This is a genomic window from Micromonospora sp. GCM10011541 (genome assembly GCF_042650725.1).
Lineage (GTDB): Bacteria > Actinomycetota > Actinomycetes > Mycobacteriales > Micromonosporaceae > Micromonospora > Micromonospora sicca.
Window position 1 is genome coordinate 1 of the sequence record NZ_JBHSBP010000003.1, and the last position, 25,156, is coordinate 25,156.

Annotated in this window: 19 protein-coding genes and 5 pseudogenes; 13 read left to right on the forward strand and 11 right to left on the reverse strand. The window is 68.6% G+C overall.

The features are described 5' to 3' along the window. Positions 1-236: 236 nt before the first annotated feature. On the reverse strand, positions 237-1,835 hold the full coding sequence (locus tag ACFOYX_RS01290) for an IS1182 family transposase (RefSeq protein WP_322443012.1): 1,599 nt from the start codon (positions 1,833-1,835) through the stop codon (positions 237-239). Positions 1,836-2,196: 361 nt separating this feature from the next. Between ACFOYX_RS01290 and ACFOYX_RS01295 the strand changes: the two genes are divergently transcribed. The 3 genes from ACFOYX_RS01295 (at position 2,197) to ACFOYX_RS01305 (ending at position 4,820) form a co-directional block, all read left to right on the forward strand. After that, positions 2,197-2,676 (forward strand): hypothetical protein, encoded by a 480-nt coding sequence (locus ACFOYX_RS01295; protein ID WP_322443011.1) that lies wholly within the window; start codon positions 2,197-2,199, stop codon positions 2,674-2,676. Between the two features lie 321 nt (positions 2,677-2,997). Further along, complete coding sequence (locus ACFOYX_RS01300; protein ID WP_322443010.1) at positions 2,998-4,179, forward strand: low temperature requirement protein A; 1,182 nt, start codon at positions 2,998-3,000, stop codon at positions 4,177-4,179. A 62-nt stretch (positions 4,180-4,241) separates the two neighbouring features. Next, on the forward strand, positions 4,242-4,820 hold the full coding sequence (locus tag ACFOYX_RS01305) for a hypothetical protein (RefSeq protein ID WP_322443009.1): 579 nt from the start codon (positions 4,242-4,244) through the stop codon (positions 4,818-4,820). A gap of 252 nt (positions 4,821-5,072) precedes the next feature. On the opposite strand, the gene ACFOYX_RS01310 is transcribed toward ACFOYX_RS01305, so the two are convergent. The 5 genes and pseudogenes from ACFOYX_RS01310 to ACFOYX_RS01330 form a co-directional block, all read right to left on the reverse strand. Then, a complete protein-coding gene (locus ACFOYX_RS01310; protein ID WP_322443008.1) occupies positions 5,073-5,549 on the reverse strand; it encodes a hypothetical protein in 477 nt (158 codons plus the stop codon). A 113-nt stretch (positions 5,550-5,662) separates the two neighbouring features. Then, positions 5,663-7,230, reverse strand: a pseudogene (locus ACFOYX_RS01315) (helix-turn-helix domain-containing protein). Positions 7,231-8,267: 1,037 nt separating this feature from the next. Beyond that, positions 8,268-9,224 (reverse strand): NADP-dependent oxidoreductase, encoded by a 957-nt coding sequence (locus ACFOYX_RS01320; protein ID WP_322443007.1) that lies wholly within the window; start codon positions 9,222-9,224, stop codon positions 8,268-8,270. Between the two features lie 48 nt (positions 9,225-9,272). After that, the gene (locus ACFOYX_RS01325; protein ID WP_322443006.1) at positions 9,273-10,388 is read right to left on the reverse strand and encodes a Gfo/Idh/MocA family oxidoreductase; all 1,116 of its coding nucleotides are present in this window, start codon (positions 10,386-10,388) and stop codon (positions 9,273-9,275) included. Between the two features lie 69 nt (positions 10,389-10,457). Next, the gene (locus tag ACFOYX_RS01330) at positions 10,458-11,039 is read right to left on the reverse strand and encodes a helix-turn-helix domain-containing protein (RefSeq protein WP_322443005.1); all 582 of its coding nucleotides are present in this window, start codon (positions 11,037-11,039) and stop codon (positions 10,458-10,460) included. A gap of 303 nt (positions 11,040-11,342) precedes the next feature. Here ACFOYX_RS01330 and ACFOYX_RS01335 point away from each other — a divergent pair, with 303 nt between their 5' ends. The 3 genes from ACFOYX_RS01335 to ACFOYX_RS01345 all read left to right on the forward strand — a co-directional run bounded on the left by ACFOYX_RS01335 (position 11,343) and on the right by ACFOYX_RS01345 (position 13,172). Then, a complete protein-coding gene (locus tag ACFOYX_RS01335) occupies positions 11,343-11,762 on the forward strand; it encodes a hypothetical protein (RefSeq protein ID WP_377533760.1) in 420 nt (139 codons plus the stop codon). 50 nt (positions 11,763-11,812) lie between these two features. After that, positions 11,813-12,796 (forward strand): zinc-dependent alcohol dehydrogenase family protein, encoded by a 984-nt coding sequence (locus ACFOYX_RS01340; protein WP_322443003.1) that lies wholly within the window; start codon positions 11,813-11,815, stop codon positions 12,794-12,796. 244 nt (positions 12,797-13,040) lie between these two features. Further along, positions 13,041-13,172 (forward strand): hypothetical protein, encoded by a 132-nt coding sequence (locus ACFOYX_RS01345; RefSeq protein WP_377533761.1) that lies wholly within the window; start codon positions 13,041-13,043, stop codon positions 13,170-13,172. 656 nt (positions 13,173-13,828) lie between these two features. On the opposite strand, the pseudogene ACFOYX_RS01350 reads toward ACFOYX_RS01345, so the two are convergent. Next, positions 13,829-14,035 (reverse strand): annotated as a pseudogene (locus ACFOYX_RS01350) (site-specific integrase); the annotation flags it as partial. A gap of 149 nt (positions 14,036-14,184) precedes the next feature. Between ACFOYX_RS01350 and ACFOYX_RS01355 the strand changes: the two are divergent. Further along, positions 14,185-15,420 (forward strand): low temperature requirement protein A, encoded by a 1,236-nt coding sequence (locus ACFOYX_RS01355; protein ID WP_322443001.1) that lies wholly within the window; start codon positions 14,185-14,187, stop codon positions 15,418-15,420. A 42-nt stretch (positions 15,421-15,462) separates the two neighbouring features. On the opposite strand, the gene ACFOYX_RS01360 is transcribed toward ACFOYX_RS01355, so the two are convergent. Continuing rightward, positions 15,463-16,071 carry a TetR/AcrR family transcriptional regulator gene (locus tag ACFOYX_RS01360; protein ID WP_322443000.1) on the reverse strand — a complete coding sequence of 203 codons (609 nt, stop codon included), beginning with the start codon at positions 16,069-16,071 and terminating at the stop codon, positions 15,463-15,465. 175 nt (positions 16,072-16,246) lie between these two features. Between ACFOYX_RS01360 and ACFOYX_RS01365 the strand changes: the two genes are divergently transcribed. From ACFOYX_RS01365 to ACFOYX_RS01380, 4 genes and pseudogenes are all read left to right on the forward strand, one after another. Beyond that, positions 16,247-16,807, forward strand: a complete 561-nt coding sequence (locus ACFOYX_RS01365) for a hypothetical protein (protein ID WP_322442999.1) — start codon at positions 16,247-16,249, stop codon at positions 16,805-16,807. 1 nt (position 16,808) lies between these two features. Next, entirely contained in the window at positions 16,809-18,230 is a 1,422-nt protein-coding gene (locus tag ACFOYX_RS01370) for an NAD(P)/FAD-dependent oxidoreductase (RefSeq protein ID WP_322442998.1), read from the forward strand. Positions 18,231-18,420: 190 nt separating this feature from the next. Continuing rightward, positions 18,421-19,591, forward strand: a pseudogene (locus tag ACFOYX_RS01375) (MalY/PatB family protein). Between the two features lie 925 nt (positions 19,592-20,516). Beyond that, entirely contained in the window at positions 20,517-21,425 is a 909-nt protein-coding gene (locus tag ACFOYX_RS01380) for a hypothetical protein (protein WP_322475125.1), read from the forward strand. Positions 21,426-21,436: 11 nt separating this feature from the next. Here the strand turns inward: ACFOYX_RS01380 and ACFOYX_RS01385 are convergent. Further along, a pseudogene (locus ACFOYX_RS01385) lies at positions 21,437-21,571 on the reverse strand (transposase); the annotation flags it as partial. Positions 21,572-22,409: 838 nt separating this feature from the next. Between ACFOYX_RS01385 and ACFOYX_RS01390 the strand changes: the two are divergent. Further along, entirely contained in the window at positions 22,410-22,841 is a 432-nt protein-coding gene (locus ACFOYX_RS01390; protein ID WP_200216679.1) for a hypothetical protein, read from the forward strand. Positions 22,842-23,066: 225 nt separating this feature from the next. Here ACFOYX_RS01390 and ACFOYX_RS01395 read toward each other — a convergent pair. Beyond that, positions 23,067-23,554: pseudogene (locus ACFOYX_RS01395) on the reverse strand (tyrosine-type recombinase/integrase); the annotation flags it as partial. A gap of 343 nt (positions 23,555-23,897) precedes the next feature. After that, positions 23,898-24,836 carry a cyclase family protein gene (locus tag ACFOYX_RS01400; RefSeq protein WP_322442123.1) on the reverse strand — a complete coding sequence of 313 codons (939 nt, stop codon included), beginning with the start codon at positions 24,834-24,836 and terminating at the stop codon, positions 23,898-23,900. Positions 24,837-24,914: 78 nt separating this feature from the next. Here ACFOYX_RS01400 and ACFOYX_RS01405 point away from each other — a divergent pair, with 78 nt between their 5' ends. Next, on the forward strand, positions 24,915-25,079 hold the full coding sequence (locus ACFOYX_RS01405) for a hypothetical protein (protein WP_322442124.1): 165 nt from the start codon (positions 24,915-24,917) through the stop codon (positions 25,077-25,079). Positions 25,080-25,156 lie beyond the last annotated feature (77 nt).

Genomic DNA, 25,156 nt, shown 5'->3' on the forward strand with positions numbered 1-25,156 from the left:
ATCGATCACCGACGCGCCGGAATCTCATCGCCCCACCACCGCCGACTTCGACACACGCCCTAGGTAGCTGGTGTTAAACGGCGGTTGACCGGATCCGGGTTGACTGCCGTTATCGCGTGGGTGGTGCCGGTTCGGTGCGCTGGTTCGAGAGTTTCGGGTGCTGAAACCGTTGCTGAGGCGGCGATGCAGGCCCTGCAGAACGTTTGCCGGGTGGGGCCAGCCGGGGCCGGTGGTCCTCAGGCGGGGTTGAGGGCCCAGCCGCGGCCGGTGGTGTGGTGGACGCCGAGGGTGGCGAGTCGGGCGAGGTTGACGGCGCCGGCGAGGAGGGTGAAGTCCGCGGCGATGCGGTGCCGGCCGCGCATGCGGGCGCGTCGTCCGCCGTGGCGTCGGCGCATGAGGTGGGCGAGTTTGCGTTCGACTTTGGGTCGGGTGGCGCGGTAGTCGGCCTGCCAGGCGGGGTCCTGTTGGCGGGTGCGGGCGGCGGTGAGGCGGGCTTCGTGGTGGCCGATGGTGATGCTGCGGCCGGTCTTGGAGTCGGTGCACTGCGCGCGTAGGGGGCAGGTGGTGCAGGCGGCGGCGAAGTCGGCTCTGCCGGCGTTGCGGTCGTGGCCCTTGACCGGGCGGATCGGGATCGTGACGCCGCCCGGGCAGGTGACCTGCTGGCGGCGCAGGTCGATGTCGAAGCGGTCCTTGGTGAACTTCCCGGCGGGCGCGTTCGGTGGCTGGACCTTGGTCTTGGCGTCGATGCCGTGGGTGTGCAGGTGGTCGAGGATCTCGCCGGCGCCGTAGGCGGCGTCGCCGTAGACAGCTGCGGTGTCCTCGGCGGGCTGGGTGTCCTCGGTGAGGTCGGTGATGAGGTCGGCGGCGGGCTCGGCGTCGCCGACGTTGCCGGCGGTGACCGCGGTCGCGGTGATGATCTCGGCGTCGGGGTCGACGGCGATGTGGCCTTTGTAGCCGTCGAAGCCGCGGTGGCTGGTCTTGTGTCCATGCCTGGCCTGCGGGTCGACGGTGGAGATCACCCGGTCCGGGGCGACCTTGCGGGCGATGCGCAGCACCCCGTCGGCGCCGGCCTCAAGGTCCTGGCCGAGCACCGTGGCCAGCAGCTGCGTGGCCTGGATGACCGGCTCGGGCAGGTCGTCACGCCCGTCGAGGGCGGCCAGCAGGCCGTGTCCGTCGCGGGCCTGGGAATCGATCAACGCTTCCCGGGCGCTCTGATCGTCCCAGTCCACGACCGGCTTGGCCGAACTGGTGTAGTCGTCACCGGCGGACAAGACCGCCCGCAGCGAGGCGGCCAGGTCGGGTCCGGCCACGCGGAGCAGGCCACGGATCGCCGAACGGATCAGCGTGATCGTGTCCATCGTCGCGACCGCGTCATACAACGGCGTGGAATCCAGCACCCTCCGCCGGCCCAGCAGCCCCGCCGTGCGGGCGGCGTCCAACGCCACCTCGAAGATCCGGTCCGGCTGCTGCGAGCGGCGCAACCGTTCCCGCATGTCCACCAGCACGGTGTGGGCGAACCCAACCCGGCCGGCGCCGTCCCAGCCGCCCACTCCGGCCGCGAAACGCCACCGCGCGTCGAACATGAACCGGTCGACCGCTTCCCGGTCGGACAACCCTTCCAGCCGTTGCAGCACCATCACCGCCGCCACCACCGACGGCGGCACCGACCGGCGACCGACCTTCGCGAACAGGTCGGTGAACAAGCTGTCCGGGAACAACCGGTCACGATGCTCGTGCAGGAACACGAAGATCGAGTTAGCCGGGAGCGCATCCCCGCAGAACCGGCTGACCGGATCGAGAAGATCGAGCTGCTGCGACGCCACACCCAACGCCATACCAGCAAACTACTATAAATAGATGGAAAACGATGACCGCCACGCCGGCAGCGGCCATCGTTTAACACCAGCTACCTAGGCCCTCGCACGGTTCCGGCCTGACAGCGCCATGAAACCTTCGAAGGGTCGGCTGGCTCCACGGACGCCGACGCCCGCCAGCTGAGCTGCCGAGTATCTGCCGCCTCGAATGATCGAGGCTGACGTCCGCTTCTGCCGCTGGTCGGGCGCGCCGTGCTGCAGGCGTGTTTGGTCGGGCAACGCCGGCGCGGAGTCCAGAAATGGCGGATGAGCATGCAGAGCAAGCGGCTGCTCGACTGATCATGCATCGACGGCACCCGGCATGCTGAGCACGGCACCAGGCATGCTGAGCATTGTGAGCGACTTGTACATCCGCCTGATCCCGACGAACCCGGACTGGCAGCCCACCCACGACGCGGCCGCCGCCGTTGCCTACGTGGCGAGCTTGTACTCGGGCCCCGGCGACGCTGTCGAGGAGGTGGAATACGAGTTCTACGACCGGATGACCCTCATCGACGCCGGCGAGAACACCAGCCAGATCGCGTGCTCGCGCTGCGGTCGGGATATCGGTCTGGACTGGCTCGGCGACCTGGTCAGGGGAAATGGCAGCCTGAGCTTCGACCACCTGGACGTGACAGTGCCCTGCTGCGGTGCCGTCGTACCGCTGAACAGCCTGCACTACGACTGGCCCATCGGTTTCGCGCGGTTCGAGGTGAGCGCCATGAACCCGACTCGAGCGCAATACGAACTCGATACAGAGGAACTCGCCAGGGTAGCCGATCTCCTCGGCCACCCAGTTGCGCAGATCCTCACTCACTATTGACCACCAGGCCGAAGAGGCAGCCGGTGCCTGCCGCCGCACGTCCCTAGCAGCGGATGCGCGGATCTGCCGCGATCCGCGCGCTGGGTGTCGCAGATCAGCCGGCGGACGAGTGTCGCGCATCAGTCGGCGGAGGACAGGCCGGCTGCCGGCGTGTCCGGTCTCAGGACCTACGTGACGGATCGGTATCAGGACCTGGCTGACACTTCCCAGCCTGCAGCACGCCGCCACTCGACCCAGGCCACGGCACATCCCCATCCACCACAGCCGCAGCATGGTACGACTGCTTCAAGAACGACAATAACGGCAGAAGCGGGCGAGCCTATGGCGACGAGTAGGGCAGGCGGGCTGCTGCGGAGACCCGGGCAGCCGCAGCAGGCAACGTACCTGGAACTGTTCTTCGACCTGGTGTTCGTCCTCGCGCTCTTCCGGCTCACGCAGGGGCTGCTCCAGAATCTGACGTGGATCGGCACCCTCCGGACGCTGGTGTTGCTGCTGGCCCTGTGGTGGGTCTGGTCCCGCGTTGCGGGGACAACCGACAGGTTCGATCCGCAACGACCGCCGATACAGCTGCTGGTCATCGCGTCCATGCTTGGCATCCTGGTGATGGCCGCCGCGACGCCGGAGGCGTTCGGCAAGCGAGGCCTATTCTTCGCGGGCGCGTACGTCGCCATTCGGATTGGCGCCAGCGCCGTCCTCGTGCTCCTGCTGCGCGGCCACCAGGCGCAGCGCGCCTTCCTGCGGCAATTCTTCTGGTACGGCGTGTCCGCCGTGCCATGGATCGCGGGAGCCGTCGCGCACGATACGGCGCGTCTGGCGCTGTGGACGCTGGCGGTGGCCGTCGACTACACGGCGACCGCACTCCGCTTGCCCACACCGGGGTTGGGTCGCCTTTCGCGATCGGAGCTTGCGATCCTGGGCGAGCACTTGGCCGAGCGCTTCCGGCAGTTCTTCATCATTGCGCTCGGCGAGTTGATCCTGGTCACGGGTCTGGCGTTCGGCACCAGTGGCTTCGGGGCCGAGCACAGCGTTGCAGCCTTGGTGTATTTCACTACCACCGTGCTGTTGTGGCGAATCTATATCTACCGCGCTGGGCAGCTGCTGGAGGAAGCCATCGCAGCCGCCCCCAATCCGCTCCGCCTCAGCATCGCGGCGACCTACTCCCACCCGATCATGGTGGCCGGCATCGTCATCACCGCCAACTGCGTCGATCACGTCCTCGACCACCCGTTCGGACACGCAGAGCCGATCTGGATCGCCATGATCCTCGGCGGACCCGCGCTGTTCCTGGCCGGGCGCGGCATCTTCGAGTACGCGGTCTTCGCCCGCGTGTCCCGCAACCGGCTGATCGGTGTCCTCGTGCTCGCCGCCATCTCACCGGCGATGATCCGAGCGCCGCGGCTGGTGATCGCCATCGCCGCTGCTCTCGTCCTGGCCGCGATCGCCCTATCCGATACAGCCCGCGCCCGAGGACGCCCACCCGAACCGCCGTCACCGCCCCGTTAGCCGGAAGTGTCACGCAGGTCCCGAGACTGATCTGTCGGACCAAGATCTCAGCTTGCCACCCGGTGGCAGACGTGGCCGGATGGTGGATGATCCCTGGCGTGGGAGTCCTCCACGACTACTTTGCGACCGCATCGGATGAACATGCCGCCGCGACGATCGACCTCAAGGGCGGCCCAGGTGGGGCCGAGCCCTTGTCGCCCGAGCTACAAGCGGCCATCCGTGCTGGTGATCACGAGGCGATGCACCGCCTCATGCGGCCGCGCGTCCGATTCTCCGAGCACGGTCTGCATGTCTTGTCCGTCAAGGGCATCGACCCAGTCGTGCAGATGGGGACCTTGGAAGAACTACTCACCGGCGTCAGCACCGATGTCATCTTCGCTCGCCCACGTTCCGGCCTGGACGTAGCCGTCAGAGATGAAGGCGAGCGACTGGTCCTGTCGCTCACTGACGAACTACAGCAGGCACTGGTCGAGCAAGCCCCCGAACGGCTGGATGCGGTTGCCGTGCCGTGGTCTCAGACAGAGGAGTTCTGGGGCCACGGCGACCCAGAAGTACTGGCCGAGTTCCTGCGTGAGTTCTCCCAGCTCGCACGCCAGGCCCGCGACCGAGACCACCGTCTGTACTGCTGGGTTTGCGTGTAGTCCATGGAGAGCCGCGCCTGGCATCCGTCCGCTCATGGCCGGTGACGGCGCGATCATGTCAAGCATCTGGTGGGACGCGAGCGTCAAGCATGTCCCGTGACGGGACACAGGCCGGCTGCCGGCGTGTCGGGCTCCACTTGATGCGTTACGGATGGCGTTCAGTTGATCCGTTACACGTCCGGCTAGACGATCATGGCTCTGTTTGGTCTTGTTTCACACGTTCACGGCAGGTGCCAATGCTTGCGGGCAGCTTCAGCAGTCGGCGTTGTCGGGGCGACCGTCGATGAGGACGATGAAGGTGGCGGTGTGGTCGGCTGTGCTGTCGGCCAGGCTGGTCACGTCCAGCCGCGCGGTTCTCTCGTTGATCACCTTGCAGTACCGCAGGTTGGTGGAGCCGGCGTCACCCGCCTGGTAATGCCAGCCCGCCGCCTCGACGTCCGGGCCGACGAGGGCGACGAGCTCGTCCACGGTGTACCCGCGGTCGACGCTGTATTGGCGCCAAACGGTTGCGAACTCCGGCCCTGCCGAGTCTTCCCGGTTCTGAGGTACCCGGTGGTCACAGGCACGCGTTTTGGATGCCTCCTTGAGCAGCCGCCCGTTCGGCGGAGTCAGCGTGAATGCCGGGTCCTTCCGGTATGCCGTCACCGCTGTGGCCTGGTCACCCGGGGGGAAAGTGCAGCCCAGCAAGGGCGTCGTGCGGGCTGCCATTGCCGTCAGCGTCAGCAGCACGGCGGCCACGAGAACTCTGGCGACGACACGCCTGCGCCGTGACGGGGAACCTGGATCAGGGTCGTTCTTCGCCGATTCGTCGCCAAGCTGGGAAGCGCGGGGGCCGGTTTCATTCATGGGGGACTTCCGAGGGGGAGGCGCCGTCGCGGGGGCTCGGGTTTGCGGGCCTTGAATCTAGCGATGTTCTTCGTGCTCGTGCGGGGGACTTCGGTGAGGACCTGGTCGCGGTCGTGGATGCGGAAGGTGTCGCCGGCGTCTTCGACGGTGACGGTTCGGCCGGCGTGGCCGATCCCGACGTGGATGCGCTGTCCGGCGATGACGAGGACGCCGCGGCTGCTGACCCGCCGTTCGATCCGTAGTGGTTCTGTTGATGGTGGCGGTGGTGGTCCGGCGGGGCGGGCGTCACGGACGCGGGCCTGTTCGGTCGGGGTCAGCGGGTTGGGCAGGCTGCGCAGCAGGCTTCGGTCGGCGTCGAGGATGTGCAGGACGCCACGATCGAGGCGGATGGTGATGCGCCGGCCGGCGAGGTGGTAGCCGATGGGGTATTGCCGGCCGGCGAGGCTGACTAGTCCGGTGGCGTTGACGAGGCGGTCCACCTCGATAGGAGCGCCGGGCTTTACCGGCCCGGCGGTGACCGGGGGCGGCCCCGCCGGGCGGCCTCCGTCGGCGAGGAGCTGACGCAGGTGGCCGGGGGCGAGCCGGGAGGGCACGGTCTTGAGACGGACCCCATCGAGGAGTAGGTGAACGACGGTGGTGTCGACCCATAGGCCGATCGTGAGTCCGGCCCGGGCTGGGCCCAGCCAGAACTGCTGCCCGCAGACAGCCAGGTTGCCCGAGGCGGGGACCACCCGAGTGATCTCGACGGCGAGGTTGACCGGATCGACGCCGTTGGCCGAGACGAGCAGCCGCGGAGCGGTGGCCGGTCGGTGATCGAGTGGCGGGCGAGGCTTCGGCACCGTGACCGGTGATGGCTCATCCGGCCGAGCCTCGTCCGAGGTCAGCGTTGGCGGCAGCCGCAGCGGCAGCTGCGAATCGGTGGGGCGGGCGGTGAACCGGTCTGCCGGGAAGGCCATGTCCAGGGATTGGTGCGGCCGGTCGGTGTTGTACTCGTGCCGGAATGCGTCGATAGCGGCTTGGACGGTCTCGATGTCGGGCCACGCCGGCACGGTGTCGAGCAGTTCGCGCTGCAGGGTCTGGTGGACGCCGGTGACGACCTTGGCCTCCCGGCCGTTGGCGAGCATGACGCCGCCCACGATGTCCATCTGCCACAGTTCCATCGGCCGTTCACGTTGCCACCGTCGGTAGTCCTGGCGACGTCTACGACGCGGCACTGGATCGATCAGCCCGTGCCTGATGAGGACACGGTAGATGGTGGTCAAAGAGGGAACGGGGCCGGGACAACCACGGCGGCCCAGCTCGTAGTGCAACCGTCGTTGACCCCATCGCGGATGCGTCCGACGTAACTCACAGATCGCCGACTCAACCTCTGCCGGGGTCTGGGCCGGATGCCCCTGGGGCCGGTGGGACCGGTCCCGCAACCCGTCCAAGCCCTCCTCTGCATACCAGCGCAGCAACGGTGCACCGCCTGGCGGGAGATCCCGAACCGGTCGGCCACCTCAATGACCGGGAGCCCGGCCCGGACCTCCAGCACTGCTCTGTAACGCTGTTCGGTCACGCTCATCTCCACCAGCACTCGGCGGAGTGTCACGCATCAAGTGAAGCCACCGTGTAACGCATCAACCGGAGTCGGACAGGCCGGCTGCCGGCGTGTTGTTCAAAGTTTCTGTACGTCTTCAAGGCGGCCCTGAACGGGCCGCACGCGCCGCCGCCTGGGCGCGTGGCCTGCACTCCGCTGCCGCTCCGCTCCGGCCACGCCGAACGGCCGGCGGCTGGCGCGGGAAGCGGGAAGCCCGGAGGGCCGCCGGAGAACGACAGGCCGTTCACGGGTGAGGTAGTGGGCCGGCAGCCGGCCGGGCCGCGCGGCCAGGACCCGCGCGGCGTAGGGGAGCGCACGCCGGCCGCGTCGGCGAGCTGGCGGTGGTCGTGGGGTTGCGGTTAGGGCGCCTCCGGCGGGGGCGCTCGGGCTCCAGGATGGCCTGGGCTCCGCCGGCGGGTCACGGTCCGTGGGGGGTGCGGCCGTCCCGACAGACGTAAAGCCCTGACCAGCGGAAACGCTGGTCAGGGCTTTAAGCTTGTCTATGGGGTTTTGAACCGCCCCCCGAAAACCCCTCATTTGCCAGGGTCGGCAACCAGGTTTGTCATCCATGTGCGTCGTTGGGTGCCGTGGGTGCGGGACGCCGCCGTCCCCCGCGGTCGGCGCCGAGTCGCTCAAGGATGTCCGAGACGTCCGGGGCTTGAGCGGGCCAAGACGGTGCTGACCGACGTCGGCCCGGTCGAGACGTCTTACAGTCCCCGGAAGCGCGGGTCAGGCTCTCTTGTTGCTTGTCCCTTGCGGGCGTTTGGCTGCTCGGTGGCTGCTCGTCCGACGAGCATCCCCTCCGTACCGCCCTGTCCGCATGACTCCGGTTGCATCCGGTCTGGTCGCGGCGGTGGCGACGATGAGATTCGCGAATTCCATTGATGCGCACTGATCGGGTGACCGCATCGAGGCGCGTCAAGCCGGCGCGCGCCACCGCGCTTGCAGCCGCCACAATCTCGCGCTCGCGGCCCCGGGTGTCGGTCGCCGCCCGGCGTCGTCCGACGCTTGGGCGCTCGGCCTCAGAACTCGATGATCAGGCGGCCCCGTACGCCGCCCGCTTCCAGCAGCCGGTGTGCGTGGGCGGCCTGCTCCGGTGGGAACCGGTCGGCGACGCGAAGGGTCAGGGCTTTCTCCTCGGCGAGGCGCCGGAGCAGGTCCAGCTTGTCGCGCCGCCCGTCGTAGTCGTGCACGAAGGCCGTCACCAGGGTGATGTCCCGACGGGCGGCCCGGTCCAGGTCAGCCGGCTCGGGGCCGCCGCGCAGCAACGCCACGGCGCCGCCGTCACGGACCGCCGGCACCAGCTCGGCGCCGACCAGTGCGGCGTCGACCGCCGCGTCCACGCCGTCGGGGGCGTGCGCCCGAAAGCGGTCGGCGACGCCGGGGCCGCGGGTCACCGTCACGTCGGCGCCGAGCGCGGCGACCACTTCGGCGTCGTGCGGCGCGGCGTCGGCCAGCACCCGGTGGCCGGCGGCCTTGGCCAGCTGCACGGCGTACCCGCCGACGGCGCCGGCCGCGCCGGTGACGGCGAGGGTGCTGCCCGGTGCCAGCCGCAGCTGGTCCATGGCGTGCAGGGCGGTCAGCCCGTTCATCGGGAGGGTGGCCGCCTCGGCGGGCGTGGAGCCGGCCGGCACAGGCGCCATCCAGGACTCCGGGAGCACCACCCACTCGGCGTACCCGCCGCCGGCGGGTCGGGTGGGGTTGATCATTGCCATCACCTCGTCGCCCGGGGCGAGGTCACCGCTGGTGCGGGGGCCGACCTCGTCGATGGTGCCGGCGACATCCAGGCCGGGCAGGAGGGGCTCGGTGCCGTGCAGGCGTACCGGTGTGGCGCCGGCCCGGATCAGGGTGTCCGCCGGGTTGACCGCCGCCGCGCGTACCCGGATGCGCACCTCGCCCGGGCCGGCGTGCGGGGTCGGCAGTTCGACCACGCGCAGTACCTCGGGTCCGCCGTACCGCAGGAGTCCTACCGCCTTCACGTCTCGTCTCCAAATCATCAGAGGGTGGCCGGTGCGGGTTCGCGCCGATTACCTCGGGGTGGGACAGGCCAGGGACTGGGTCGCGCCCGTGGCGGAGGCCCGCTCGATCGCGTCGATGAGCTTGTGCCGGCCCAGGGCGTGGGCGAAGTCGGGTACGGTCCGGGCGCCGTCGGCCAGGTCCCGGGCGAACTCCCGGTAGAGCCGCGCGACGCTGCCGGGGGCGGACCGGCTCAGCTCGGCGGGGACACCGGCCAGGTAGGACGTCGGCACCTCCAACGGCTGGACCGTGGGATCCGCGCCCTGACCGCCGGCGAGCTTCAGCTCGGCAACCTGCATGTTGCCCCAGTCGGCGGTCAGCACAAGGTCACCGTCGGTGCCATTGATCTCCCACCGGAAGTTGTCCCCCCGGGACGCGCCGCCCCGGTAGAAGACCGACGCGGCCGCGCCACCGTCGAGGGTGCCGATCAGCGAGACCTGGTCGGGCACGGTGAACGGGATGGTGCTGCCGTCGACGGCGACGGTCGCCTGCTTCCGGCCGACGACGAGGTTCGCCGCGACCGAGTCGAACTCACCGAGTACGAAGTGCAGCGGATCGAGCGCGTGCAGGGTCGCCGAGGTCAGCGGGGTCGCGCCGTTGGCATTGTCGAACCAGTACGCATGGCCGTGGTCGGCGACCTCCCCGCCCCAGACCATCCCGGAACCGACCATGGTGGTGCCGAGCACCCTGCCGACGTACCCGTCCCGGACCAGATCCCGGGCGAACCGGACCTCGGACGCGTAGCGGCCCTGGAGCCCGACCACCGTCCGGACGCCCGCCTCTGCCGCCTGGTCGGCGAGCTGCTGGGCCTCGGTCAGGCCGTTGCCCAGCGGCCACTCGCTGTAGACCATCTTGCCCGCCTCCAGCGCCGCCGAGATGAGCCGCAGGTGCTCGGTGACCTTCACGGCGACCACCACCAGGTCGACGCCGGGGTGGGCGATCAGATCGCGGTGGTCGTGAAAGGCGGGTACGCCGTACCGCGCCGCCGCGACCTCCGCCGTGCTGGGCCGGGACGTGCTGACCGCTCGTAGCTCGAACTCGGGCGACGCGGCGATGGCAGGCACGTGCGCGATGGACGCCCAGCCGCTGGTGCTCGCGCCGATGATGCCTACTCCGATGAATGTCATATCCATGTCTTCTGTTGATGTGAGGGTGATCAGGGACGAGCCGGCCGTCCGGACGGCGGTCAGGTCAGGTCAGGTCAGGCAGCTGAGGGCGACCTCGGCGGACCGCATCAACGCGGCACGGTCGGGGTTAATGGCACCCATCACGCGCAGGCCTTGAAGGCTGGTCACCAGGAAGCCGGCCAGATCGCCGGGGCTGCGGTTAGCCGGGATCTGGCCACGCAGCTGCCCCTCGGCAAGCAGGTCGTAGAGCGCGAGTTCGAGGGACTGGGTGGTCGAGCGGAGCCGCTCGGCGACCCGCAGGTCATGCTGCGCCCGCTCCATCGAGGCGCCGACAATCAGGCAGGCGAGGCGTCGACCGTCGCCGACGATGTCGTCGATCACCCCGATGAACACCTCGCGGATGACCTCACGGGCATCGCTGCCCGCGCGCAGCATGTCGGCCAGTGGTGCGGCATAGCGCTGCCGGTAGCGGTCGAGCGCGGCCAGGTAGAGGCCGTCCTTACTGCCGAACGCGGCGTAGAGCGAGCCGCTGCCCAGCCCGGTCGCCTCGGCCAGGTCCCGCATGGAGGCGCCTTCGTAGCCTTTGCGCCGGAAAACCTCCATGGCGGCGTCCACCGCAGCGTCGAGGTCGAACTCCCGAGTACGTGCCATGCCCACACACTAGCTCTATCTTGAACGATCGCCAAAGAATCCAGCAAGGCAAGACGGTCAAGTGGGCCGGCTCATGCCAGATTTGTAGGACTCTCGCCCCAAGTTACGGTTAATGTCTACGGTGATGCTAGGCACCAGCGCGAGCCGTTTCTGGCGCGATCGGTCCAGATAGCGCCATCGGGCGACCACCGTCGCCACGACCAATGCCCTTCGGATGGCTGTCGATCCATGCCCAGCGGCGTACCGAGGCTGAGGTGAGCGCGCTGGGCCTGTCGTTTCGGTTTTCCGGCGGCGCGCCCCGCGATGGTGGGGCTCGCCACGCCGGAGCTTGCCGCATCCATCGACACACATTCGCCGGTCCTTCTTCGGCCCCGTTGGGTGCAGCGACCCGCGGCTCAGCTGGTCGGGCTCTTCGACGCGCTCCTGGACGCTCTCGACCGGCACGGTTTCTTCGGTTGTCCCTTCGTCAGCGCGGCGGTCGAGGCACCGTTGGACTCGGAGGCCCGTGCGATCACCGTGCGTCATACCGAGCGCCGGCACGCGTGGCTCACGGAGTTGGCTACGGAGGCCGGCGCGGGCGACCGGGTCGCACTCGCCCCGCAGATCGGGCTTTTGATCGACGGCGCGTTGACCTCGGGCCGGCTGTTGCAGGACCGGGCGGTGGTGGACGAGGCGAAGGGTGGCGCCCGGTCGCTCGTTGCCCAGCACGCCGCCTGGCCGTGAACGCATCCGTAGCTGAACCGAATCAGGAACTGGAAGACCGAGGGAGCGACATGCGCGCGGTACTGCTCAAGGAATTCGGCGGCCCGCTGGTACTGGAGGAGATCGAGAAACCGGTACCGGGCGGCGGACAGGTACTGGTCCGGGTCACGGCGAGCGGTGTCAACCCGCTGGATACCAAGATCCGGGCGGGAAAGGCCGCCCACGCCCGGAACCATCCGCCGGCCATACTCGGTCTGGACCTGGCTGGTGTCGTGGCGGAGGTTGGGCCGGGGGTAACAGCTTTCACTCCCGGTGACGAAGTGTACGGACTGACCGGCGGCGTCGGTGATCTCCAGGGGTCGCTCGCCGAGTACGCGGCCGTGGACGCCCGGCTGCTCGCCCGCAAGCCCGGGTCGCTGAGTCTGCGCGAGGCGGCGGCTCTGCCGCTGGCCGTCATCACGGCGTGGGAAGGGCTGGTGGACCGAGCCCGGGTGACAGTGGGCCAAAAGGTACTGGTCCACGGGGGCGCCGGCGGCGTCGGACAGGTCGCCATCCAGATCGCCCGCGCCCGGGGTGCTGAGGTCTTCGCCACCGGATCAACCCGAAGCCTGGCGGCCATCGCTGGCATCGGCGCGACTCCGATCGACTACACCACCAGGGCGGTGGAGGACTACGTTGCCGAGCACACCGGAGGCGAGGGCTTCGACGTGGTCTTCGACACCATCGGCGGTGCCAACCTCGACCTGTCGTTCACCGCCGTCCGCACCTACACCGGGCACGTCGTCAGCGCTCTGGGCTGGGGTACCCACAGCCTCGCGCCGCTGTCGTTCCGTGGTGCCAGCTACTCCGGGGTCTTCACTCTGCTGCCGATGCTGACTGGCCAGGGACGCGAGCACCACGGAGAGATCCTGCGCGAGGCCGGCGCCCTGGCTGACGCGGGAGCGCTGAAGCCGCTCCTCGATCCCCGGCCGTTCACCCTGGCCACCGTGGCCGACGCCCACGCCGCCGTGGAAAGCGGCACCAGCACTGGCAAAATCGTGATCGACGTCGAGTGATGAGGCCCCCGCGAGCGCCGACGCGGCGTCGGCCGTGACCCGCCGGAGCGTCGGCGCGTGGGAGACTGGCGCTGCGGTGAGGGTTCGGCTGTTGGTGGCGCAGCCGACGTTGCACTACGAGCGAGGCGGCGTCCGGTCGCTCCAGGGGATGGGTCATGACCCGCTCGATGCCGGCTGCGGTGGCGACCACCCAGACGAACATCAGCCAGTGGGCGTAGGAATTCGTCTGGACGAGCGGGCTCCGATGGGCGGACTCTCGGTCGCGGCCCGGGTCGGGCACCAGGCCAGCTATCCAGAGGACGCTGAAAACGTCGCCGGCGTGCAGCAGCAGTTCGCCGGCCTGGAGTTCGCCCTTATGCCGGCTTTTCGAAGTTGAGCGGGGTTGAGGGACAACGTGATCGTCTTCGCAACACTGGCCGCTGCCAGGGGATTGAAGCCCACAGTGGTCATCAGTAGGCAGGCATTGCTGTTCCGTGGTCGTCTGTAGTTGTGGACAACTGGCCGAACCCAGACCCGCATGCACTGCTGCTCACGCCGCCGCCAGCCGTTGCCGCCACGATGCCTGTGCGAACATCGGCAGGCGGCGTGTGACAGTGGCGGTAGGAATACGACGACGGCGCCACGGCCAGATGGCCGCGGCGCCGTCGTCGTCAGGGCGGGTCAGCCCATGTGGGTCATGTCCCAGTTGGCGTACCCCTGGTGCATGCCCGGGTTGTGCTGCCCGTCGAAGCCCATGTCCTGCGTGCAGGTCGCCACGTGTCCGCCGAAGTCCGCGCCGGTGCTGCCCATGTCGGCAGAGGCCGCCGCAGGGACGGCCAGCAGGCCGACCAGGACCGTTCCTAGAACCACAACACCCTTGCGAATGCCACGCATCGCGGCCACCTCCGACTCACCGTTTCCAGGCCCTGGTTGCGGGGCCCGTCTGCCTTCCACCTTTTCGTTCCGGAGGCGCCTCCGCGCAGGGCCGAAGGTCCTCACCCGCCGGGCCTTGCGGGCTCTTCGAATTTGGGCGGGGTTGAGGTGTCCGGGGTGCACCTCCCGTACGGACAGCCGGCCGTCGAGCCGCTTGGCGCCGAGGCCGGGAAGGATGTAGAGGCGGCTCAGGGTTTCGTAGGTGGCATAGGTGAGCGGTGCGAGGTTCGGCTCCACGATTTCGCCCAGCCAGTACGTCATGTAGTTCGCCACCGTAGGGACGTTTGTGGCGACCGGGCCGGCCTTGGCTTGTTGGTGCAGCCTCAGCAGGTCGACGGTCAGACCACGCTCGCGCAGTTCCCGCAGTGGTTGGCCAGGTGTCATTGCTGCGGGGGTAAGGGGGACGCCGTCAAAGGCTGACGCAACCCTCCGGCGGCCGATTCGTTGGTGCGACAAGGGGCGGACGGAGGCGGACGATGGCGGCGGGACGCGGTGCCGACCTGCTGCGCCCTCCCACGAGTTCGGGCCGCGCCACGTTCCTGGAGCTCTTCTTCGATCTGGCCTTCGTTGTGGCCCTCACCCGGGTCTCGCAACGATTCGCCGACCTGAGCAATGACACTGGATGGGCGCTCGTCGCAGGGTTCGGTCGTACCCTGCTGCTCTTCTTGGCGCTCTGGCTGATTTGGTCGCACACCACCTGGATCACCAGTCGCTACGAACCAGAGCGGTCGATCATTCAGGCCGTCGTGGTCGGCACCATGTTCGCCGCCCTGGTGATGGCGGTGACGCTGCCACGCGCAATGGAGGAGCGGGCGCTGCCGTTCGCGGTCGCGTACTTGATGGTGATGGTGGTGCGGCCGCTGGTGGTCGCCGCCGCGCTGCGTGGCCATCCACGACGGCTGGTGCCGTTCCGGCTTGCCGCATGGGCTGCGGCGAGCGCGCCACTCTGGCTGGCCGGCGCGTTGGGCCCGGACCGGCTTCGCCTGCCGCTGTGGGCTGCCGCCCTCGCTGTCGACTACCTCGCCTGGGGCCTGGGCTGGCCGCTGCCGCGGCTCGGGGCTGCGGCGGTGGGCCGCTGGCGGATCACCGGGGAGCATCTGGCCGACCGTCACCAGCAGATGTTCCTTATCGCACTCGGTGAGTCGATTTTTGTCATCGGCACGGTTTTCAGTGGCACGGACTACTCCGCGAAACGGGCAGCCGCCTTCGGGGTCGCGTTCGCCACCAGCGCGCTCCTCTGGCGGATCTACTTCCACCGCGCCGGTCTGCTGCTGACCGAAGCGTTGGGTCGGGCGGGTATGCCCGGCCGGCTGGGCACGGCGTTGGAACGGACGCATGCGTTGATCGTGCTCAGCGTGCTCGTCACCGCGGTCGGCTACGAGCTGGTGATCGATCATCCGTACGGGTCGCCGCAGCCCAGTTGGCTTCTGTTCGTGGTAGGCGGACCGGTGCTCTTCCTCGTCGCCCGTGTGCGGCTGGAGTACGAGATCTTCGGCCGGGTTTCCCGATCCCGGATGATCGGCGTGGTGGCCCTGCTGCTGTTCACGCCGGCGTTGGCCCGCTGGGCGCCGATGGTCGGGCTGAGCGTGGTGGCCGGAGTGCTGGCCCTGGTCGCGCTACTCGACGCGCTGCGGAGCCGGGGACGTCCGCTGGAGGTTTCCGCCTCGCCGATCGGGCGGGAGGCATCCCGCGATCGCGACTCCGAGGCGTGACCACGCGCGGCCGTGCACAGCGACCAGACCCGAGAACCCGGACTAGCGGGCGGACTCCGTCGACTGGCTCTCGGTATTGATCCGGAGGAGTCCTTCGATCCCGCGGAGGAAGGTCTCGGACACCAAGGCCGGGTTGAAAAGGCATCCGGCTGCCATGGCGCCGTCGCGGAGCATGACGAAGTGGCGCGCGGCGGGATCCGCCGTTTCCTCGTGGACCTGCGTCATCAGCATGGTGAGCGTGTCCAGGAACCATTGCCGGTGGGCGATGATCTCCTGGTGCACGGGATGGTCGGTGTCGGAATACTCGGCCGCGGCGTTCAGGAAGGCGCATCCGCGGAACCCGGGGGACTGGACGTTCTCAGCGATGGAGCCAGCAATGGCCAGCAGGGAGTCGACCGGCGACGGGTTGGTGGCGATGGCCGCGTCGACCATGCCGCGATCCATCTGATGGACTTCACGCAGGTAGGCCAGAATGAGGTCTTCCTTGCTGGGGAAGTGCCGGTAGAAGGTGGCCCGGGTCACTTTCGCCTCGGCGATGATCCGGTCAACGCCGACGGAGTGGATGCCTTCCGCGTAGAAGATCCTGGTTGCCGTGGTGAGGAGCCGGAGTCGCGCCTCGGAGGGCCGGGTGTCGGGTTCACCGCGCGTCATCCAACCAGCCTAGCGGATAGAACGTTCGGTCTGAGGTGCGCGAGCGGACTCAGGTCCGGCAGCCCCGCTCAGAATAGGGGATAGAACGTTCGGTCTTGACAACGTGAGTTGAGGTTGCCATGCTGAACGTGAACAGAACGTTCCATCTCCTCACGCCTCCACTGGAAGGGTCACCGTGACCACCCTTGCTGCTTCACCCGGTATCTCCCAGACCGCTTCCGCACTACGGCGGCTGTACTTCACCCGATTCGCGTTCGCCATCGTGTGGGCACTGGTGACGATCGCGACCGCCAAGGAAATCGGCCCGCTCACAGTGGTGCTCTTCGTGCTCTACCCGCTGTTCGACGTGGGCGCCGCCATCTACGACCTTCGTACGTCGCGGACCACCGGCTCGCCGACCCTGCTGTGCGTGAACATCGCGGTCAGCCTGATCACCGCGGTCGGCGTGGGTGTCGCCTGCGCGTCCGGCATCCCCGCTGTCCTGCGGGTGTGGGGCGCCTGGGCGATCGTGGCCGGTCTGGTCCAGCTGATCGTGGGTGTCACTCGTCGCAAGATGGGCGGCCAGTGGCCGATGATCATCAGTGGCGGCATCTCGGTTCTGGCTGGTGGGTCCTTCATCGCCGGTGCTTCCGCGGACAACGCGTCGCTGACCAACGCGGCTGGCTACGCCATCCCAGGCGCCATCTTCTTCCTCATCGCCGCCATCCGCCTCAGGCGCAGCGCGAAGGGCAACTGACATGACCAACATCGAGTGCGACGTCGTCGTGATCGGTGCGGGTCCGGTCGGGGAGAACGTCGCCGACCGGGTCGTGCAGGGCGGCCTGACCGCCGCCATTGTCGAACGGGAGTTGGTCGGCGGGGAGTGCTCGTACTGGGCCTGTATGCCGACCAAGGCGTTGCTGCGCAGCGCGTCCGCGTTGCGGGCGGCTCGCCAGTTGCCGGGTGCGCGGGAGGCGGTGACGGGAAACCTGGATGCCGCGGCGGTGCTCGGACGCCGGGACTCCTTCGCGTCGCATTGGAAGGACGACGGGCAGGTGTCCTGGCTCGAGTCGGCTGGGATCGCGCTGTACCGCGGCCAGGGGCGGATCCGTTCGGCCCGGGTCGTCGAGGTGACCGGCGTCGACGGTGTCACGACGAGGTTGACCGCGCGGCACGCGGTGGTCGTCACGACCGGAAGCAGCGCTCTGCTGCCGGATATCCCGGGTCTGCGGGAGGCGGCGCCGTGGTCCAGCCGCGAGGCCGCCTCGTCCGGGTCGGTTCCCCGCCGGCTCGTGGTGATCGGTGGTGGCGTGGTGGCGACCGAGATGGCGACCGCGTTCGCCGCTCTGGGGTCTTCGGTGACGGTGCTGGCCCGTGACAGTGTGCTGCCGTCGGTGGAGCCGTTCGCCGGCGAGTTGGTCACGGAGTCGTTGCGCGAGGCCGGTGTTTCGGTACGCCTCGGCGCGGAGGCTGTTTCCGTCAACCGCGACGACAGCGGGACCGTCCACCTCGAGACCGCCGACGGCGAGCGGGTGGAGGCCGACGAGGTCCTGGTGGCGATCGGCCGGACGCCGAACACACAGGACATCGGACTGGAGAGCATTGGGCTGGCGCCGGGTGCCTGGCTGGCGGTCGACGACACTTTGCGCGTCGTCGGCGGCGGGGAGTGGCTATATGCCGCAGGTGACGTGAACCGGCGGGTGCTGCTGACCCATCAGGGCAAGTATCAGGCGCGCGCGGTGGGTGACGTGATCGTGGCCCGGGCGAAGGGTGAGAAGGTCGAGGACGGCCGGTGGGGCCGGCACGCGGCGACGGCCGATGAGCGGGCGGTGCCGCAGGTGGTCTTCACCGACCCGGAGATCGCGTCGGTGGGGCTGACCGCGGCCGCGGCCGCGGCGGCCGGACCGCGGATCCGGGTCGTGGACTACGACTTGGGCGCCGTTGCCGGATCTTCCCTGCACGCTGATGGCTACAAGGGACACGCCCGCATGGTCGTCGACGAGGACCGGAAGGTGATCGTCGGCTTCACCCTCGCCGGCCCGGACGTCGCGGAACTGATCCACGCCGCCACGATCGCCATCGTCGGCGAGGTCCCGCTCGACCGGCTGTGGCACGCGGTTCCGGCATACCCGACCGTCAGCGAGGTTTGGCTGCGGTTGCTGGAGACATACGGCCGCTGACGGTGAACCAAGCGCTCGTCCCGTCGCGGTTCGCGCCGGGACGAGGTTTGCCGTCCGCTCCGGGCTGGATGCCATGGTCGGGACTGCCCTGTACGGCGAGGGAGATCGTCGCTGACCCACGACCAGGCGGTGCCGTTGCTGAGTACTCCGAGGTCGGCGCAGGCCGGACGGAGCGGAATAGGCTTCAGCCGTGAGTGGCGTGCCTAGTGGTGCCCGAAACGCGGTGAATCCTCTTCGCCAGCTCACGATCGACCAGCTCCGTCAACGGACGAGCCTCAAGTGGCGGGAGTACCCCGACGACGTGCTGCCGCTCTGGGTGGCGGAGATGGACGTGCCGCTGGCCGAGCCGGTCGCGCGGGCGATCACCGACGCCGTCGCGCGCGGCGACACCGGCTACACCGCCGGCACGGCGTACCCGCAGGCGCTGGCAGAGTTCGCCCGGCGGCGGTGGGGTTGGGACGGGCTGGCCGTGGAGCGCACCGCGCTGGTGCCCGACGTGATGCACGGCATCGTCGAGGCGTTGCGGCTGGTCACTGAACCGGGGGCGCGGTGGTCGTCAACTGCCCGGTCTACCCGCCGTTCTATGAGTTCGTGGCGCACGCCGGCCGCCGGATCGTGGAGGCGCCGCTCGGCGAGGACCTGCGGATCGACCTCGGCACACTGGAGGACGCGTTCCGGCAGGCTCGGTCCGGTGGGCTGCCAGCGGCGTACCTGCTGTGCAGCCCGCACAACCCGACCGGCGTCGTGCACACCGCGGACGAGTTGGCCGCCGTCGCCAGGCTGGCTGAGCGGCATGGGGTGCGGGTGGTCGCCGACGAGATCCACGCTCCGGTGGTGGGTGGGGGAGCGCGGTTCGTGCCGTACCTCTCGTGCCCGGCGCGGAGAACGGCCTGTCGCTGATGTCCGCCTCCAAGGGGTGGAACCTGGCGGGCCTGCGCGGTGCGCTTCTCATTGCCGGCCCGGCCGCGGCCGGAGACCTCGCCCGCGTTCCGTTCGAGGTAAGCGTCAGCACCAGCCACCTCGGCGTGATCGCCCACACCGCAGCCTTCCGCGACGGCGGCGAGTGGCTCGACGCCTTGTTGACCGGCCTGGACGACAACCGTCGGCTCCTCGCCGCGCTGCTCGCCGAGCACCTGCCGCACCCGTTACCACCCCGGTCAGGCCACCTATCTCGCCTGGCTCGACTGCCGCGCCCTGGGCCTCGGCGACGACCCCGCCACCCTGTTCCTCGACGTGGCCGGGTGGCGCTCAACTCCGGTTCGGCCCTTGGCACCGGCGGCGGCCACGTCCGGCTGAATTTGGCCACCGCGCCGGAGTTGATCACCGAGGCGGTATGCCGGATGGCCACTGCCGTCGCCTGAGAAGCCACTTCGGCCGCGCTTCATGGTGCTGCAGTCCCGCAGCGGCACGCGTCAGGGCTTCCCGCTACCGCGCCGATCTCCGATCCATTGGCTGGTAGAGGCTGCGCTGCGTAAATAAGGAGACGACCTGACCGCGGCGGTGCCCGGCGGCGATGGCGACGGTGAGCCGGGCGGCGGCGGCGAGGCGGAGGAGGCGCCGGCCAGGGGCGAGCGGGCGGCAGCAGCCCCGCCCCCGGTCGTTCTCTTGCCCCGCCGCGCAAGCAACGGGCGCCAGCAACCGACTGCTGCCGTCATTTGGGAATCAGCTGTAGTTCCTCATGAACGACGATCATGGATTCATGGTTGAGGTCCCCACCGACACGAACCCCCATGCCTGCTGTAGGCGGGTAGCGACAGGTAGGAGCACGTCGTTCTCGTGGTGACGGGAGGTCCCGATGGCGGGGGAGCGGGGCGCGGTGGGACCTGGCGAGGTCCTGTCGGCCTGCCCCCGTTTACCCCCCGAAAACCCCCGCCTGCCGTTGACAACCAGCGACAAGAAGCAATCATTGCTTGATCGTGTCTGTGCAGCTCAGCGCCCATTTCTGAGGGTCGATGACAAGGCCCGGGTGGCTACGTTTGGTAACAAGGGGTCGTCGGTTCGAATCCGGCCGTCCCGACAGAGGGAGGGTTTCCGCAGGTCAGAGCCTGTGGAAACCCTCTTTTCTTGATTGATTTGGTCAAGGCGTTTGTGTGCTTGGTGCTCGTGGATCCCTTGACTCGGCGGATCCCTTGACCCCTGCGGGTCCGACAACCCCGCGCTGCGGACAGCCTACTTAAGTCACTGTTGACATACCGAAGGGCGCATCCGCGAGGTAACGCTTCGACCATCGTCAACGCGCTGGTCAGGCTCGCGCTGCCCCAGTCAGCCCGTGACATGATTGCGCCCATGGGGAAGCAGCAGGACGTCGGCGGGCCCGACCGTCACAGCGGGTCAGGTACCACCGCCCACCGTGCGACCGGTGGGAGCGCCGACGCGCGGCTCGCCCTCGCGCAGGACCCCGCAACGCCACAGATGACCCTCTTCGACTTGGCGTCCGACGCGTCGGCCGTGGTCCGTAAGGCGGTCGCGGCCCGGACCGACGCACCCGCGCAGGCACTGCGACCGCTGACCCGGGACCATGATCGTCAGGTCCGGGAGGCCGTGGCGAGGAACCCTTCGACCTCGGTCGGCAATCTCTTGCGTCTCGTCAAAGACGCCGACCGGTGGGTCCGCTGGGCGGTCGCCGGCAACCCGGCTTGCGACGAGTCGGTTCGTCGGGTGATGTCAGAGGCGCCCGACAAGGAGCTTCGTGGCCTCCTCGCGGAGATGCGGGAGTTGGAGTCCGATCTGGCCGCCAGGCTGATCGACGACGTCTCACCCGAGGTACGGGAACGACTCGCCACCCACACCCACGACCCCGACGTGATCACCGCTCTGATGGCCGATCGCACCGCACGCGTACGCAAGGGGGTCGCCCGCAACCCGCGGACCACCGCCGAGCAGCGCAGCGCGCTTGCCCAGGACCCCGTGGTCGACGTCCGTGCCGCGCTGGTCCGCGCGGTCGAGCTGGACGAGGCGGACCTGGAACGCCTGGTTGACGATCGTTCGGTGCAGGTCCGACTGGCGATGGCAACATCCGAGGTCATCCCGCCGCACATCCGGCGGGCCCTCGGCCGCGATCCCGACGATATGGTGGCCGGTGCGGCGCGGGATTTCCGCCCGGCGTCTGGCAACTCCCCGGTGATACGGGCTCCACGCGTCGGTCACCGGCGCTCCGGGACCGGCCCAGATCGACCGGGCGGCGCCGCGCGCTAAGGCCGGCGGCATGTCTGCCACGGCCCATACCGGACGGGGACGTCCCGCCACGGCGAACCTACCCTGGTCCGCCACCGGATTCCGTCGATCAACTGCCGTCTCGTCAACTTCGGCAGACGACCTATCAACGCTCGTGGTTGAGTCACGGTTCAGGCGTGGTGGTCAGTCATCCGGATGACGCCAGCATGGCAGCGGCCCGCGACGCACAGGTTAAAGATCAAGCTATGCGCCTTATCGCTACACACCGAAGATGATCTCGGGTTCGTTCGGATCCGCATGTGGGGTTACGGTATCGATCGCCACCGACACAAACCCCAACGGCGGCGGGATGGTCCTGGCTGAGGGGTGGGGCAATGGATTACTTCACTCGGCTGAGTATGCTGGTGGGCGACCTGGGAGAACATGCTTGAGCACGCCGCTGGGGCCTTCAACTACTGGGGGTCAAGGGGTCGTCGGTTCGAATCCGGCCGTCCCGACGCAGGTCAGAGGCCATCCGGGATTCTCCGGGTGGCCCTTTCTGATCTTGTACGACAGCGAAGTACAGCAACGGCTCATTGATCCAGGCTCTCGGCCGATTTTCCGCAGGACTTGGCGGGTAGCCTTGGACGAGACCTGGCTGTAGATCTCCATCGTGATCGAAAGCCCGCGTGTCTCAGGATCGCCATCGCGATCCGGGGATGGACGGCCAGGTCGACCACCGGTGACCTGGTTCGGCGGCCTCGCCCTCACCCGCGAGGACGACGGCACCACCACACTTCGCGCTGCCGTGGGGACCAGGCCGAGCTGCACGGCCTGCTCACCAAGGTCCGCGACCTCGGCGTTACCTTCATCTCCCTCACGTCCATCGACGCCGCGCGCGACCCCGATTCCCAGGAACAGCAACACCAATAGACCGCCCGGGTCCACGCGACGGGGCTGACCCACGCCCCGATCACGTACTCCGGCGCGACCGCCACCATCCCGCCTCGACCAGGAGTGAATTCCATGGCTACCATCACTGCCGCCGCACCCGCCATCCATCCCGATCTGTCGCTGACCCGCCTGCACCTGATGCGCGCCGGCTACCTCCTGATGGGTGTCGGACTCGCCCTGGTGAAGTGGCCGCTCCTGCCCGACGTCGCCACCCTGCCGCTCTACGAGGGCGTGACGCTCTGCATGTTGACCGCCATGTCCCTCTTGGCGTTCCTCGGCCTGCGCTACCCGGTCAAGCTGCTTCCCGTGCTGCTCTTCGAGTCGCTCTGGAAGCTCTTCTGGCTCGCACTGGTCGCCCTCCCCCAAGCCATCACCGGTGACCTCGACGCGGCCACGACCGAGACCGTGGTCAGTTGCTCCCTGGTTGTCGTCATCCTCGCCGTCACCCCGTGGCGGTACGTGTGGCGGAACTACGTACGCGCCACCGGAACCCGGTGGCGGTGACCAGCCCGATGTCCCTGAGCTTTCCGCTCGCAAGCATCGCTTAGCCTCGGGACGCTTGCGAGGCGACCTGGGCAAACGTGCCGTGAGCATGCCGCTGGGCCACCGGACTACTGGGGATCAAGGGCTCGTCGGTTCGAATCTGGCCGTCCCGACCCAGGTCAGAGGCCATTCGGGATCTTCCGGATGGCCTTTCTGATCTTGTACAGCAGCGAAGTACAGGAACCCTCATTGATCGAGGCTCTCGCCGAGCTTCCGCAGGGCTTCGCGGGTGGCCTTGGATGAAACCTGGCTGTAGATCTCCATCGTGATCGAGAAGTCCGCGTGTCTGAGGATCGCCATCGCGATCCGTGGACGCACGTCCAGGTCGACCAGCAGGGAACCGCAGGTGCTTCGGGCGTCGTGGACGGTGATCTTCCGGATGCCGGCGCGGGCGATGCGGCTGTCGTAGGAGCGGTTGAAGTTGCGGGCTCGACCGGGAGCCCGTAGCGGGTCGTGAAGATCATGCCGGTGTCGTGCCAGGCGTCGCCGGCTTCCTCCTTCGCGGTCTCCTGTTGCCTGTGGCGGTGCCGCAGTGCGGTGACGCAGATGGTCGCAGCGGGAGGGGGGCCGCGTACCCGCTGGAGCTGCTTGTCGATGACGAGGTTGATGTCGTGGTGGTCGCGGCAGCCCTCGCAGGATGGTTCGCCATGCGTGGTCCACGGCTTGTCCCAGCCCTTTCCCTGAGCGCAGCACTGGCATGTCTTCGCGACTTTCTTGAGCCAGGTCTGCACCTCCCGTACCGCTATCTGGTGGATGTCCTGATCCATGCCTACCGGGTGCTCGGGTTTGAACAGGCCGTGAGCGGGGAACGCGGTGTTCGGTCAGTTGGTGCTGGCCCTGCCGAGGTTCGCGAAGGAATCGTGGCGGCAGCACCTCGCCCGTGGCCTGCGCCGCGCACGCCTTGAGACGCTCGTGCCGCCTGGTTCCCGACCAGCACGGCGTGTCCTCACCGACCACGACCGCGTTCCAGGTGCGGGTCGGGCCGTTCATGGCACCGCACCCCCTCGTGAACCGCGGTCAGAATGTGGCGATCGGGTTGACCGGGCTGCCGGACGTACCGGCGAAGCGGACCGGCGCGACTGCGAGGTGGAAGTCCCACTGGCCGAGCTCGGCAGCCGTTGTCGCGCACACCTCCAGGTCGCAGTTGTCGAGCAGCCACAGACCCATCGCGACGAGACTCACGGCGTGAACCGGCATCAACACGTCTTCGTACCCCGACGGCTGAACGTCCTGGGGGGTGTCAGCGCCGATCAGCGCGACGTCGCGTTCATGTAGCCACGGCAGGCAGGACGCGTGCCAGCCGGCCTGCGTGAAACCGCTGGCCTCACCGGCCTCGTGCCGGACGCGGCCATAGCCGGTCCGCAGGAGTACCGCATCGCCGGATCGCACCCGTACACCCTGGCGACGCTCGGCCTCCTCGAGATCGTCGGGAAACACACCCTGCCCCGGTTCCAACCACGGCACATCGCGGGCCCTCGCAATGTCCAGCAAAACACCACGCGTGATGATCCCGTTCGCCGCCGCCGTGACGGCCGCCCACGCCGATCCCGTTGCGGCGTCGACCAACGAGTGCGACCGCCCGTTGTACATCGTGCCGTCCCAGAAGATGTGGCACGGCGAGTCGACGTGGGTGAGGGTGTTGCCGTGGAACGTGATGCCGAGCCGCTCGGACGAAAAGCCCCAGCGCCGGTCGGCGTGGAAGCCGGGCACCGGCATGTTCTCGGCACCCGGCATGTCGGCGGCGCACGGGCACGTCGTCGTCGACCGCTCCATGTCTTCCGGTACGGCAACCTCCCATGCGCAGGACACGCTCCTGCCGTGGCGCACGGCCCGCGCCGCCGCCAGCCGGACGTCGTCGGTGATGTGGTTCAGAGTTCCGAGCTCGTCTTCGTCGCCCCACCGTCCCCAGTTCGACAGCGTGTTGAAGTACCCGAGCACGTCGTCCTGTGTGGGCATCGGTCGCCCTGCCGTCATCCCAGCATCGACTCCTCCGGTCACGCGGTTCGAGGCACCGCAGGTAGGGTATCCCGCCGCTTGATCGAAGACCGCAATGACTGGTCGACCAGACGACCCGTCCGCACTGCCGGCTGCTACCGCGTCATCGAAATTCAGGCCGGCAACCACACCATCACCGCCACCGACCTACTACCCGACGACCTCCGCACCGCCGGCGCCGCGATCACCCAAGGTGCGCATTAATTTGAGCCAAGTCGGGCAATGCCGCGCGCACCAGCATCTCGTGCAGCCGGTCGAATGCCACGTCTCGCTCGGCACCG